A 13813-nucleotide genomic window follows, 5' to 3' on the forward strand; every position below is an offset into this window, starting at 1 on the left:
CATGAACTTGACCTGGCATCAAACAGTCACGGATACGACGCAATCGATGATTTGAGCAACTCGGTGTAGCAGGGCCTGTACGAAGCGTTATTCTCCTCAGACGCATACCGGTACCCCTCCGTCGCTACGACGGGTGAACGGTCCCGCACTGCACGTGATGGAAGCTCTGCCTCTGGGAGTCCCGTGTACCCACACGTCGGGGTTGACGCCTCGGGCCTGGCTACGCTGCGCGCAACGGTCGCGACGGTCAAGGAAACACTGCGCGGCTTCGTCCCCCCCGCGTACGCCGTCCCCGCTTTCGCAGCCGCCGCGCCCACAGGCCCGTGCTACGCACTGGCCGACGGCAGCGCCGCCGTCGGCAGACGGGGCCGCGCCACCGGCGCGGCCACCGCCCGCCGGCCGGCCGCCGACAGCGACAGCGCCCGCATGATGGACCTCGTCGAACGCGCCCAGTCCGGCGAGGCCGAGGCCTTCGGGCGCCTCTACGACCAGTACAGCGACACCGTCTACCGCTACATCTACTACCGCGTCGGCGGCCGGGCCACCGCCGAGGACCTCACCAGCGAGACCTTTCTGCGGGCGCTGCGCAGGATCGGCACGTTCACCTGGCAGGGCCGCGACTTCGGCGCCTGGCTGGTCACCATCGCCCGGAACCTGGTCGCCGACCACTTCAAGTCCAGCCGCTTCCGGCTGGAGGTCACCACCGGCGAGATGCTCGACGCCAACGAGGTCGAGCGCTCACCGGAGGACTCCGTCCTGGAGTCCCTGTCCAACGCCGCCCTGCTCGACGCGGTACGGCGGCTCAACCCACAACAGCAGGAGTGTGTGACGCTCCGCTTCCTCCAGGGCCTCTCGGTCGCCGAGACCGCCCGCGTCATGGGCAAGAACGAGGGTGCCATCAAGACCCTCCAGTACCGCGCCGTACGCACCCTCGCCCGGCTGCTGCCGGACGACGCCCGCTGAACGGGCACCGGTGGGCGGCGCACGACGAGCGGGGCGGCGGTGAGCGACGCCCAACTCACGCTCCGTGAAGGCGTGTTGTCTTTCCGAACCGCCCGCCCGTCGTGCGTAACCCAAGTGCCGCGCCAGTCGTTGTGCGGGATACAGGCTCCCTGTGGTCACGTCCCGGCCGTCCCCGATCACCCGATCCGGGGACGCGATCGTGGACGTGCAACCCTCAGGACCCCCTGGGGAGTCGACCGTCATGACGAGAGGAGGTGCCGCCAGTGATCGCGAACGTATCGGCGCACCGGCGGGCGAACGCCTTCGCCCAGGCCCTGGAGGAGCAGTCCGACCGGGACACGGCGGCCGAGCAGTCCGAAGGCCCGGCGGGTTCCCCGCCGACCGCCGAGGAACGGACCGAACGGGGCGAGCTGCTGGCCCTGGCGGCGGGACTCGGCGCACTGCCCCGGCCGACGCTCGACCCGGAGGTCAAGGTCGTCCAGCGGGCCCAGCTGGTGGCCGCGATGGAGGCCATGCTCCAGGAGGGGACCGGGGCGGCGGACGCGACCGTGCCGGAACAGCGCTCCCCCCGGGCGAAAGGCGCGCACCGGGCGGGCTCGCTCGGCAAGTTCCGTCCGCGCACCAGGCTGACCAAGGGCCTCGCGGCCGGCGGTCTCAGCGTCGGCGTGGCCGCCGGGGCCTTCGGCGGGGTCGCCGCCGCCAGCTCCGACGCCCTGCCCGGCGACTCGCTGTACGGCCTGAAGCGCGGCATCGAGGACTTCAAGCTCAACTACCTGACCGACGGCGACGACCAGCGCGGCCAGACCTACCTCGACCAGGCCTCCACCCGGCTCGGCGAGGCCCGCCGGCTGCTGGAGCGCGGCCGGGGCGGCCATCTGGACCACGAGTCCATCGGCGAGATCCGCCGCACCCTGTCCGGGATGCGGCACGACGTCACCGAGGGCCACCGGCTGCTCCACGCGGCCTACGCGGCCGACCCGGACTCCCTCGGCCCCATCCAGGCGCTGTCCGCCTTCTCCCGGTCCCACCGCGAGGCGTGGAGCGCGCTCAGCGACAAGCTGCCCGTCCAGCTCGGCGACGTCAAACAGCAGGTGTCCTCGGTCTTCGACGCCATAGACGAAGAGGTCGCGCCGCTGCAGTCGCTGCTCCCGCAACAGCCGGTCCGGCCCGGCGGGGACCGGCACCAGGGCGGCGGCTCGGGCCCGGCGGCCACCGACTCCTCCGGCACCCACCGGTCGGCCCCGCCCGGCACCCCCGGTCACAGCCCGTCCCCCGGCCGGCGCTCCGGCACGGACACGCCGAGCGACCCGGCCACCGGCAGCAGCGGCGAGGGGCTCCTCGGCGGCGGCACCGGAGGCCTGCTCGACCCGCCGAAGACCGGCACCACCGGCGGCTCCCCGTCCGCCGGCAAGTCCCCGTCGACCCAGCCGGACGTCACCATCCCGCCGCTCATCCCCGACCTGCTCCCCGGTCTCGGCATCGAAGGCGAGGACCAGGACTAGCCCGCCGCGGGGGCGCCCCTTCCCGAGCAGGGACGCCCCCGCGGCCGTACACCCCGCCACAAACCCCTCAGAAGAACACCGACCGCCGCTGCACCAGCAGCTTGTACAGCGTGTGCTGGATCTGCTCGCGCACCTGGTCGGTCAGGTTGAACATCAGCATCGGGTCCTCGGCGGCCTCCGGCGGATAGCCGTCCGTCGGGATCGGCTCGCCGAACTGGATCGTCCACTTCGTCGGCAGCGGGATCGCGCCCAGCGGGCCCAGCCACGGAAACGTCGGCGTCAGCGGGAAGTACGGGATGCCCAGCACCCGGGCCAGCGTCTTGGAGTTGCCGATCATCGGATAGATCTCCTCCGCCCCGACGATCGAGCAGGGAACGATCGGCACGCCCTGGCGCAGCGCCGTGGAGACGAAGCCGCCGCGGCCGAACCGCTGGAGCTTGTAGCGCTCGCCGAAGGGTTTCCCGATGCCCTTGAAGCCCTCCGGCATCACCCCGACCAGCTCGCCCTGGCCCAGCAGCCGTTCGGCGTCCTCCGCGCAGGCGAGGGTGTGCCCCAGCTTGCGGGCCAGCTCGTTGACCACCGGCAGCACGAAGACCAGGTCCGCCGCGAGCAGCCGCAAGTGCCGGCCGGCGGGGTGCTGGTCGTGCACGGCCACCTGCATCATCAGGCCGTCCAGCGGCAGCGTCCCGGAGTGGTTGGCGACGATCAGCGCCCCGCCCTCGGCCGGGATGTTCTCGACGCCCTTCACCTCGACCCGGAAGTACTTCTCGTACACCGGCCGCAGCAGCGACATCAGGACCTGGTCGGTCAGCTCCTCGTCGTAGCCGAAGTCGTCGACCTCGTAGTCCCCGGTGAGCCGGCGCCGCAGGAAGGCCAGCCCGGCCGCCACCCGCTGTTCCAGGCCACCGTCCCGCCCGCCGTCCTCCAGGGGCTCCACGGGCTCCACCGGCTCCTCCGCGCGGTCCACCGGCTCCTCCTCCCCTGCCCACGCCCGGCCCGGCAGCGGCTGGACGGCGCCCCTCTCGCCCGGCTCGCCGAGCGCCCCGCGCCGGCCGCTCCCGCCGCGCCGCCGCGCCTGGCGCTGCGCGGCGCTCCCCCGGGACCGGTCGTCATCGAACGGAATGACCTTGGCGTCCGCCATCGTTGCCGCTCTCCTCAGTTGGCGCTGTGCGTCTGGAGGTGGCCGGCCGCCCTCGCGGACAGCGCGGCGACCCGGTCGACGGCCCCGGCGAGGGTCTCCGGGGGCAGCAGCCCCGGGCCCAGGGCCCGCGCGAAGTCCGCGAACGTCCCGGCCGTCGTGTAGCGGGGAGCGAAGCCCAGCGTCTCGCGCATCTGACCGGTGTCCACCACCCGCCCGTGGGTGAGCAGCCGGATCTGCTCCGGCGAGAAGTCCGTCATACCGAGCGTACGCACCAGGGAACCGGCCCAGGTGACCGCGGGCAGCAGCAGCGGCACGGTGGGCCGCCCGAGCCGCCGGGAGCACTGCGAGAGCAGCAGCACGCCGTCCCCGGCGATGTTGAAGGTGCCGCTGTTGAGGCTGCCCCGGCGCGGCTCGTGCGAGGCGATCCGCAGCACCTCGATCACATCGTCCTCGTGCACGAACTGCAGCCGCGGGTCGTAGCCGAACACGGTCGGCAGGACGGGCAGCGAGAAGTACGAGGCGAGCGGGGTGTCCGCGGCCGGGCCGAGGATGTTGGCGAACCGCAGCACGCACACCGCGACGTCCGGCCGCCGCCGCGCGAACCCGCGCACATACCCCTCCACCTCGACGGCGTCCTTCGCGAAGCCGCCGCTGGGCAGCGACTTGGGCGGGGTGGTCTCGGTGAACACGGCCGGATCGCGCGGCGCGGAGCCGTAGACGTTCGTGCTGGACTTCACCACCAGCCGGCGCACGGCCGGCGACTTCTGGCAGGCACCGAGCAGCTGCATGGTGCCGATGACGTTGGTCTCCTTGACCGTGGCCCGGCTGCCGCCGCCCAGCGCGGTGCCGGTCACGTCCAGGTGGACGACCGTGTCGGCGCCCGTCTCGGCGAGGACCCGGGCGATGGTCGGCTGCCGGATGTCGGTCTGGACGAAGTCGGCGCCGCCGAGGTGGTGCGCCGGCGGCACCGCGTCCACGGCGATCACCCGGTCCACCTCCGGGTCCCGCTGGATCCGCCGCACGAACCGGCCGCCGAGCTGCCGGGCGGCTCCGGTGACGAGCACGACCCTTCCCAAGATCAGCGCCCTCCTTCCCGCGTAACCGGTATCCCGCGTTCCCCGTGTGCGGCCCAACCTAGCCGGTCGGTGGTGCGGTGTGAGGACCCCCGGTGCGCGGGAGGACGGATTTTCCCCCGTCGGCACATGCCCGGAACATGCCTGTGGCCCCCCACCACTGCTGGTGGGAGGCCACGGGTGCCACGCTCTCGCGGCGTCGCTCGCGAACGCCCCGCTTGCGCGGGGGACCGCTTACTTCTTGTTGCGACGCTGAACGCGCGTGCGCTTGAGCAGCTTGCGGTGCTTCTTCTTGGCCATCCGCTTGCGCCGCTTCTTGATAACAGAGCCCACGACTACCCTCGCTCACTTCTCATCACTCGGTTGTTTGGGCGCCATGGGCCCACACGACCTACGAGGGGCTAGCCTACCCAACCGAGCGCCGAGGTCGTAATCGAGGGTGTCTCCCCCGGTCGCCCGGGGGTCGCCGTCAGGCCGTCTCCACCCCCACATAGCTGTCGCGGAGGTATTCGTGTACCGCTTGTTCCGGGACGCGGAAGGACCGCCCCACCCGGATCGCGGGCAGATGACCGCTGTGCACCAGGCGGTACACGGTCATCTTGGACACTCGCATCACCGAGGCGACTTCCGCCACGGTAAGGAACTGAACCTCGTTCAGAGGCCTCTCGCCAGCTGCAGCCATGACACACCTGAACCTTCCGCACTCGACGGCCACCGGCTTCCCCTTCCGGTGACTCTTCGTCGTTGCGTGCTCACTCCCCAGACTAGGGGCGGGTGATGCGAGTGGGGAAGAGGTGCACCCATCGGCGGCCTACTGTGACAAGCGGGCCCGATTGAGCACGTAGCGGGTCAGCGGGCGGTAGTGAGCAGACCGCACTGCGTCGTCAACCGGAACGACGACGGACACCCGTCCCTCGGCCTCGCCGACGAACGGCGCGGGGTCGTCGGTGTCGGCCGGACCGATGGCCTCGAACCCCAGCTGACCTGCGCCGCAGACCCATCCGTGATCGCCGACGACCAGCTCCGGCAGCGGCCCGCCGGCCTCGGCGGCGGCCTCCAGCGCGACCCGAACCGGGAGGGGGGAGTGGGTGTGGGTACCCGGCTCACAACCGGGGCGCCCGCTCGCCGGTTCCCGCACCAGGGCAACCCCTCGTACGTAGTCGAGGCGATGCGGACGTAGACCGAACCGGGTCAATATGTCGACACAGCGACCCTGCGCGGGGGTGAGGACCTCACATCCCGCCGCCGACAGCGCGTCCGCCAGAGCGGCGTAGAACCCCAGCAGCCGCCCCGGGTGCCCGGTGCCGAACAGTACGGGAGCGCCGCGCCGGGCCGCCTCCCGGATCCGCCCGGCGAACGCGTCGAGCGCGGCGAGCGTCCGCTCCGGGTCGATCACGTCCGGTCCGCTCGTGTGCCGGGGGTCGGCCGAGACTCCGCACTTCCGCGCCATCAGGGCGAGCACGTCCCCGAACTCCCAGGCGCCTTCCGGATCGATCCCGATCAGCGCGCGCGGATCCCGGGCCGCGAACAGCCGGTAACTGCGCAGACTGTCCTCCCGCGAGGTCGCCACCACCCCGGCCAGCCGGGCGGCCACCAGATGGGCACGGAGGCGGGCGGAGGACGGCACGGATGCGATGGTGGCCCATCCGGCACGAAGCCGACCCGAAAACAGCGGCATTCCGCGCGGATGGCCTAACGAACGCTTCCGCGGGAGTGGGGGCTGGGTGGGGGTCAGGGCAGTAGGCCCCGTAGGGGGAAGGCCGCTCGTCGGGTTGCCAGGATGGCCTGGTCGATGCGGTCGGCCGGGTCGTAGCCCGTGTCCCACCCGCCGTACTCCACCGGCCACCGCCCGTCCGTCATCCGCCGCGGCCCCGGTTGCCGGGTCCGGGCGAACACCTCCTGCCGCCAGCTCTCGGGGATCACCGACTCCGGCTCCACCGGCCTGCCCGCCGCGATGCCGACGAGATGCGTCCAGGACCGGGGTACGACGTCCACGACGGCGTATCCGCCGCCGCCGAGGGCGACCCACCTGCCGTCCGCGTACGCGTGCGCCAGCTCGTGGCACGCCAGCTGCACCGCCCGCTGCGCGTCCAGCGAGACGGCCAGGTGCGCGAGCGGGTCCTCGAAGTGGGTGTCGGCGCCGTGCTGGGTGACCAGGACCTGCGGCCGGAAGCCGGCGAGCAGCTCCGGCACCACCGCGTGGAACGCCCGCAGCCACCCGGCGTCCCCCGTGCCCGCGGGCAGCGCCACGTTCACCGCCGCGCCCTCCCCCGCGCCCGCGCCCGTCTCCTGCGGCCACCCGGTCCCCGGGAACAGCGTGCCGGGATGCTCGTGCAGCGAGACCGTCAGCACCCGGGGGTCCTCCCAGAACGCGGCCTGCACCCCGTCCCCGTGGTGCACGTCGACGTCCACATAGGCGACCCGCTCGGCGCCCAGCTCCAGCAGCCGCGCGATCGCGAGGGCCGCGTCGTTGTACACGCAGAACCCGGACGCGCCGCCCGGCATCGCGTGGTGCAGCCCGCCCGCGAAGTTCACCGCGTGCTCGGCGTCCCCGTGCCACACCGCCTCCGCCGCTCCCACCGACTGGCCCGCGATCAGCGCGGACACCTCGTGCATGCCGGCGAACGCCGGATCGTCGAGCGTGCCGAGCCCGTACGAGCCGTCGGCGCCCGCCGGGTCCGCCGACGCGGCCTTGACCGCGTCGATGTAGTCCTCCCGGTGGACCAGCCGGAGCGTCGACTCGCCGGCCGGTTTGGCCGCGACGACCGCCAGCTCCCGGTCCAGCCCGAAGGCACCGACCAGCCGGCGGGTCAGCTCCAGCCGGACCGGATCCATCGGATGGCTCGGACCGAAGTCATAGCCCGTTACTGCCTCGTCCCACATCAGCTGTGCGCGGCCGCTCATGCCCGCCACCGTATCGGTCCGGTTGAGCCGCGAACGACCTGGCGTACCCCAGTGTCACCAGCACCAGCACCATCGGCACGAGCATGGCGCCCCGGTAGCTCCACGCCTCTCCCAGGGCCCCCACCAGCGGCGAACCGATCAGAAAACCCACGTAGTTGAAGACGTTCAGCCGCGCGATCGCCGCGTCCGAGGCCCCGGGACCGTGCTGTTCGAAAGCGTGCCGGCCGGCCGCCGCGAACGTCTGCGGCACCAGCACGCACAGCCCGAGCCCCAGCAGCGTGAACCCGAGCATCCCCACCCACGCGCCGGGCGCCAGCGCCACCACCGCGAACCCGCCCGCCGCGACCACCGCTCCGAGCCGGACCACCGCCGCCGCCCCGAACCGCCGTACCCCGAGGTCCCCGACGGCCCGGCCCGCCAGCGTGGTCACCATGTACACGTTGTACGGCACGGTCGCCAGCTGCTCCGAGCCGCCCAGCACGTCCTTCAGGTACTTCGCGCTCCAGTTGGAGACGGTGGAGTCCCCGATGTAGGCGAAGGTCATCACCAGGCACAGCGGCAGCAGCAGCTTGAAGGCGACACCGCCGCCGTCCGCCCGGTCGTCCCGCACCGCCGCCGCCCCGTCGACGTACCACCGGCTGGCCAGCAGCGCCGCCGGCAGCAGCACGGCCACCACCGGCAGGTACGACACCCACAGCGCGAGCCGCCAGTGCGCGCCGGCCCAGGCCAGCGAGGCCCCTACGATCCCGCCCAGGCTGTAGACGGCGTGGAAGCCGAGCATGATGCTGCGCCCGTACGACCGCTGGAGGCTGACGCCGAGCATGTTCATGGACGCGTCCAGCGCGCCCACCGCCAGGCCGAAGACGCCGAGCGCCACCGCCAGCGCGGCCACCTGCCCGGACCCGCCCGCCCCGGCCCCGAGCAGCGCCAGCAGCACCACCGGCTGGGACCAGCGCAGCACCCGGCTCGGCCGGACCCGCTGCACCAGCCGCTCGGTGGCCACGCTGCCGGCCCCGGCGAGGACGGGTACGGCGGCCAGGAAGACCGGGAGCAGCGCGTCGGAGACGCCGTAGCGGGCTTGGACGGCCGGGATGCGCGTCACCAGCAGGGCGAAGGCGACGCCCTGGGCGAAGAAGCCGAACGCCAGCGAGGCCCTGCCGCGCCGCAGCACATCAGTCATGGCGGCGAGGGTAGGGCCCCGGACTACCTGTGGGTAGATCCAGCCAAAGATGAGTTCTGCTCAGCTTCCCTCGGCCGGGTGACGGCCACGGCGGACTCGGCCTCGGCGGTGATCAGCCGTTCCATCGGTTCCGCGGCCAGTCCGCCGCTCACCAGGAAGGCGGCCGTCAGCACCACCACCACGACGACCGTGCCCAGCCAGACCATGGTCTCCACGGGCAGCGTGTAGGCGCCGGCGACCCGGGCCGCGCACTCCAGCAGCAGCCCGCCGCCCCACAGCAGGGAGAACAGCCGCTCCTTGCGCCGGAACCGCTCGGAGCCGGCCGCCGCGCCCGAGGCGAGCCGTGCCCAGGCGGCCTCGCGGGCCGGGTCGTTCTTGACCAGGAAGGGCTTCACGACCGTGCTCATCATGGGCCTGCCGAGTGCCACGGACAGCAGGATGCCGACCGCCACCGTGCTGCTGACCGCGCCGTCCTTGGCGAGCATCAGCCGCGGGTCGCCGGAGACGAGGCTCAGCACCAGGGAGACGACGTTGACGGCGAGGATGAGGACGGCCAGCGCGTTGATCCGCCGTTCCCGGACCACGCCGGACACGGTCCGCACGGCGGGCACCACGCTGCTCAGGGCGAGCGCGGCCAGGGTGCTCGTGCCGAGGCCGTCCTTGCAGAGGTAGTAGGCGCCGAGCGGCGCGGCGATGTCGATGAGCAGCGGCTTGACGTGGTCCGCCGCGCCGGGCTGCCGGTCCTGGTTCCCCGTGGTCTTCGTCATGCCCTCAGCTTCGCCGCGGTGCGGGGTCCGGCAGTAGAAACGATCGTCCGGAGGTCCGGGTGACAAATGTCAGCCCGGTGCGCCGCCGGGGCTCACTTCAGCAGGCCGGTCAGCTCCTCCATGCGGGAGAAGAGCCGCGCGGCGCCGGCGAGCCGCTCCGCCGGTGTCATGGCGGTGAACCCGTACACGTCCATTCCGGCGGCCACGGCGGCCCGGACGCCCAGCGGGGAGTCCTCCACGACGACGCACCGCCCGGGGGCCACGCCCATCCGCCGGGCCGCGTGCAGGAACAGGTCCGGCGCCGGCTTGCCCCGCCCGACGTCCTCCGAGCTGAAGATCCGCTCGTCCGTGAACCACCGGTCGAGCCCGGTCGTGCGGTGTCCCACCCGTATCCGCTCGTGGCTCCCGGAGGAGGCCACGCAGTACGGCACTCCGTCCGCGGCCAGCTCCTCCAGTACGCCGGTCACTCCGGGCACCGGCCGCAGCTCCCGCTCGAACGCGGCGAACACCCGCGCGTGGAAGACCTCGTCGAAATCCGCCGGCAGCCGCCGGCCCGTGCGCTCCAGCACCAGGTCGTGGACGCGGTGCATCGCCGAGCCCATGTAGTCGCGGATGGAGTCCTCGTACGACGTCGGGTGTCCCAGCTCGGTGAGATAAGCGGCCAGAAGCCGGTTGGATATCGGCTCGCTGTCCACGAGGACGCCGTCGTTGTCGAAGATGACGAGGTCATAGCGCATGCCGTAGACCCTAATGGACCCGGAACGCAGAAAACCCCCGCACCATACGGTGCGGGGGTTTTCCCAAAAATTGTTCGGCGGTGTCCTACTCTCCCACAGGGTCCCCCCTGCAGTACCATCGGCGCTGTGAGGCTTAGCTTCCGGGTTCGGTATGTAAACCGGGCGTTTCCCTCACGCTATGACCACCGAAACACTATGAAACAATCAACCGGAACGCCCCCCAAGGGGGCGACATGGTCGTGGTTTCAGAACCAACACAGTGAACGCGAGCATCAATGGACAAGCCCTCGGCCTATTAGTACCAGTCAACTCCACCCGTTACCAGGCTTCCATATCTGGCCTATCAACCCAGTCGTCTACTGGGAGCCTTACCCCATCAAGTGGGTGGGAGTCCTCATCTCGAAGCAGGCTTCCCGCTTAGATGCTTTCAGCGGTTATCCCTCCCGAACGTAGCCAACCAGCCATGCCCTTGGCAGAACAACTGGCACACCAGAGGTTCGTCCGTCCCGGTCCTCTCGTACTAGGGACAGCCCTTCTCAAGACTCCTACGCGCACAGCGGATAGGGACCGAACTGTCTCACGACGTTCTAAACCCAGCTCGCGTACCGCTTTAATGGGCGAACAGCCCAACCCTTGGGACCGACTCCAGCCCCAGGATGCGACGAGCCGACATCGAGGTGCCAAACCATCCCGTCGATATGGACTCTTGGGGAAGATCAGCCTGTTATCCCCGGGGTACCTTTTATCCGTTGAGCGACGGCGCTTCCACAAGCCACCGCCGGATCACTAGTCCCGACTTTCGTCCCTGCTCGACCCGTCGGTCTCACAGTCAAGCTCCCTTGTGCACTTACACTCAACACCTGATTGCCAACCAGGCTGAGGGAACCTTTGGGCGCCTCCGTTACCCTTTAGGAGGCAACCGCCCCAGTTAAACTACCCATCAGACACTGTCCCTGATCCGGATCACGGACCCAGGTTAGACATCCAGCACGACCAGACTGGTATTTCAACGACGACTCCACCCACACTGGCGTGCGAGCTTCACAGTCTCCCAGCTATCCTACACAAGCCGAACCGAACACCAATATCAAACTGTAGTAAAGGTCCCGGGGTCTTTCCGTCCTGCTGCGCGAAACGAGCATCTTTACTCGTAGTGCAATTTCACCGGGCCTATGGTTGAGACAGTCGAGAAGTCGTTACGCCATTCGTGCAGGTCGGAACTTACCCGACAAGGAATTTCGCTACCTTAGGATGGTTATAGTTACCACCGCCGTTTACTGGCGCTTAAGTTCTCAGCTTCGCCACACCGAAATGTGACTAACCGGTCCCCTTAACGTTCCAGCACCGGGCAGGCGTCAGTCCGTATACATCGCCTTACGGCTTCGCACGGACCTGTGTTTTTAGTAAACAGTCGCTTCTCGCTGGTCTCTGCGGCCACCCCCAGCTCAGAGCGCAAAGCTCATCACCAGGTGTGGCCCCCCTTCTCCCGAAGTTACGGGGGCATTTTGCCGAGTTCCTTAACCATAGTTCACCCGAACGCCTCGGTATTCTCTACCTGACCACCTGAGTCGGTTTAGGGTACGGGCCGCCATGAAACTCGCTAGAGGCTTTTCTCGACAGCATAGGATCATCCACTTCACCACAATCGGCTCGGCATCAGGTCTCACCCTGCAAGAGTGGCGGATTTGCCTACCACTCGGGCTACACCCTTACCCCGGGACAACCACCGCCCGGGATGGACTACCTTCCTGCGTCACCCCATCACTCACCTACTAACCGCTTGGTCCGGCGGCTCCACCACTTTCCATTCCCCGAAGGGTCCGGAACGGCTTCACGGCCTTAGCATCACGATGCTCGATGTTTGACGCTTCACAGCGGGTACCGGAATATCAACCGGTTATCCATCGACTACGCCTGTCGGCCTCGCCTTAGGTCCCGACTTACCCTGGGCAGATCAGCTTGACCCAGGAACCCTTAGTCAATCGGCGCAAACGTTTCTCACGTTTGTATCGCTACTCATGCCTGCATTCTCACTCGTCAACCGTCCACGACTACCTTCCAGTGCCGCTTCACCCGGCAGACGACGCTCCCCTACCCATCACAGCACCCGTTGGGGCTTATTGCTGCAATGACACGACTTCGGCGGTACGCTTGAGCCCCGCTACATTGTCGGCGCGGAATCACTAGACCAGTGAGCTATTACGCACTCTTTCAAGGGTGGCTGCTTCTAAGCCAACCTCCTGGTTGTCTGTGCGACTCCACATCCTTTCCCACTTAGCGTACGCTTAGGGGCCTTAGTCGATGCTCTGGGCTGTTTCCCTCTCGACCATGGAGCTTATCCCCCACAGTCTCACTGCCGCGCTCTCACTTACCGGCATTCGGAGTTTGGCTAAGGTCAGTAACCCGGTAGGGCCCATCGCCTATCCAGTGCTCTACCTCCGGCAAGAAACACACGACGCTGCACCTAAATGCATTTCGGGGAGAACCAGCTATCACGGAGTTTGATTGGCCTTTCACCCCTAACCACAGGTCATCCCCCAGGTTTTCAACCCTGGTGGGTTCGGTCCTCCACGAAGTCTTACCTCCGCTTCAACCTGCCCATGGCTAGATCACTCCGCTTCGGGTCTTGAGCGTGCTACTAAAACGCCCTATTCGGACTCGCTTTCGCTACGGCTTCCCCACCCGGGTTAACCTCGCAACACACCGCAAACTCGCAGGCTCATTCTTCAAAAGGCACGCAGTCACGAGACACCAGCAAGCTGATGTCCGACGCTCCCACGGCTTGTAGGCACACGGTTTCAGGTACTATTTCACTCCGCTCCCGCGGTACTTTTCACCATTCCCTCACGGTACTATCCGCTATCGGTCACCAGGGAATATTTAGGCTTAGCGGGTGGTCCCGCCAGATTCACACGGGATTTCTCGGGCCCCGTGCTACTTGGGTGTTTCTCAAACGAGCCGCTGATGTTTCGACTACGGGGGTCTTACCCTCTACGCCGGACCTTTCGCATGTCCTTCGCCTACATCAACGGTTTCTGACTCGTCGACCAGCCGGCAGACTGATCAAGAGAAATCCCACAACCCCGTATACGCAACCCCTGCCGGGTCTCACACGCATACGGTTTGGCCTCATCCGGTTTCGCTCGCCACTACTCCCGGAATCACGGTTGTTTTCTCTTCCTGAGGGTACTGAGATGTTTCACTTCCCCTCGTTCCCTCCACACTGCCTATGTGTTCAGCAGCGGGTGACAGCCCATGACGACTGCCGGGTTTCCCCATTCGGAAACCCCCGGATCAAAGCCTGGTTGACGACTCCCCGGGGACTATCGCGGCCTCCCACGTCCTTCATCGGTTCCTGGTGCCAAGGCATCCACCGTGCGCCCTTAAAAACTTGGCCACAGATGCTCGCGTTCACTGTGTAGTTCTCAAACAACGACCAGCCACCCATCACCCCAGACCAAAGGTCCGAGTGCACTGGGGCCGGCAACTGAGGAAGTTCGCTCCCTCAGACACCCAACAGCGTGCCCGACCAGACCTCGTCCGGTG

General features: G+C 68.6%; 11 protein-coding genes and 2 rRNA genes. 2 read left to right on the forward strand and 11 right to left on the reverse strand.

The features are described from left to right. Positions 1 to 183: 183 nt before the first annotated feature. Together SCK26_RS16395 and SCK26_RS16400 are read left to right on the forward strand one after the other, a co-directional pair. Entirely contained in the window at positions 184 to 963 is a 780-nt protein-coding gene (locus tag SCK26_RS16395; RefSeq protein ID WP_318202054.1) for an ECF subfamily RNA polymerase sigma factor, BldN family, read from the forward strand. Positions 964 to 1226: 263 nt separating this feature from the next. Continuing rightward, entirely contained in the window at positions 1227 to 2465 is a 1239-nt protein-coding gene (locus tag SCK26_RS16400) for a DUF5667 domain-containing protein (protein WP_318202055.1), read from the forward strand. Between the two features lie 67 nt (positions 2466 to 2532). Here the strand turns inward: SCK26_RS16400 and SCK26_RS16405 are convergent, their stop codons facing one another. From SCK26_RS16405 to SCK26_RS16455, 11 genes are all read right to left on the reverse strand, one after another. Continuing rightward, positions 2533 to 3606 carry a lysophospholipid acyltransferase family protein gene (locus SCK26_RS16405; RefSeq protein ID WP_318202056.1) on the reverse strand — a complete coding sequence of 358 codons (1074 nt, stop codon included), beginning with the start codon at positions 3604 to 3606 and terminating at the stop codon, positions 2533 to 2535. A gap of 14 nt (positions 3607 to 3620) precedes the next feature. Then, positions 3621 to 4682, reverse strand: coding sequence for an NAD-dependent epimerase/dehydratase family protein (locus tag SCK26_RS16410; RefSeq protein ID WP_318202057.1), 1062 nt, complete (start codon positions 4680 to 4682; stop codon positions 3621 to 3623). 231 nt (positions 4683 to 4913) lie between these two features. Then, on the reverse strand, positions 4914 to 5012 hold the full coding sequence (locus SCK26_RS16415; protein ID WP_003948845.1) for a 30S ribosomal protein bS22: 99 nt from the start codon (positions 5010 to 5012) through the stop codon (positions 4914 to 4916). Between the two features lie 136 nt (positions 5013 to 5148). Further along, a complete protein-coding gene (locus SCK26_RS16420) occupies positions 5149 to 5361 on the reverse strand; it encodes a helix-turn-helix domain-containing protein (protein WP_121791081.1) in 213 nt (70 codons plus the stop codon). Between the two features lie 129 nt (positions 5362 to 5490). After that, positions 5491 to 6357 (reverse strand): phosphatase, encoded by an 867-nt coding sequence (locus SCK26_RS16425; RefSeq protein ID WP_318202058.1) that lies wholly within the window; start codon positions 6355 to 6357, stop codon positions 5491 to 5493. 53 nt (positions 6358 to 6410) lie between these two features. Next, complete coding sequence (locus SCK26_RS16430; protein ID WP_318202059.1) at positions 6411 to 7583, reverse strand: acetoin utilization protein AcuC; 1173 nt, start codon at positions 7581 to 7583, stop codon at positions 6411 to 6413. Next, positions 7534 to 8763, reverse strand: coding sequence for an MFS transporter (locus tag SCK26_RS16435; protein WP_318202060.1), 1230 nt, complete (start codon positions 8761 to 8763; stop codon positions 7534 to 7536). The genes SCK26_RS16430 and SCK26_RS16435 overlap by 50 nt, the downstream gene beginning before the upstream one ends. Before the next feature lie 23 nt (positions 8764 to 8786). After that, positions 8787 to 9530: a VC0807 family protein gene (locus SCK26_RS16440; RefSeq protein ID WP_318202061.1), complete on the reverse strand. Its 744-nt coding sequence runs from the start codon at positions 9528 to 9530 to the stop codon at positions 8787 to 8789. A gap of 92 nt (positions 9531 to 9622) precedes the next feature. After that, positions 9623 to 10267: an HAD family hydrolase gene (locus tag SCK26_RS16445; RefSeq protein ID WP_318202062.1), complete on the reverse strand. Its 645-nt coding sequence runs from the start codon at positions 10265 to 10267 to the stop codon at positions 9623 to 9625. 72 nt (positions 10268 to 10339) lie between these two features. Next, positions 10340 to 10457: ribosomal RNA gene (gene rrf / locus SCK26_RS16450) — 5S ribosomal RNA — on the reverse strand. Between the two features lie 85 nt (positions 10458 to 10542). After that, positions 10543 to 13664 (reverse strand): 23S ribosomal RNA (locus SCK26_RS16455). Between the last annotated feature and the right edge of the window lie 149 nt (positions 13665 to 13813).

It is taken from the genome of Streptomyces sp. SCL15-4 (genome assembly GCF_033366695.1).
GTDB lineage: Bacteria > Actinomycetota > Actinomycetes > Streptomycetales > Streptomycetaceae > Streptomyces.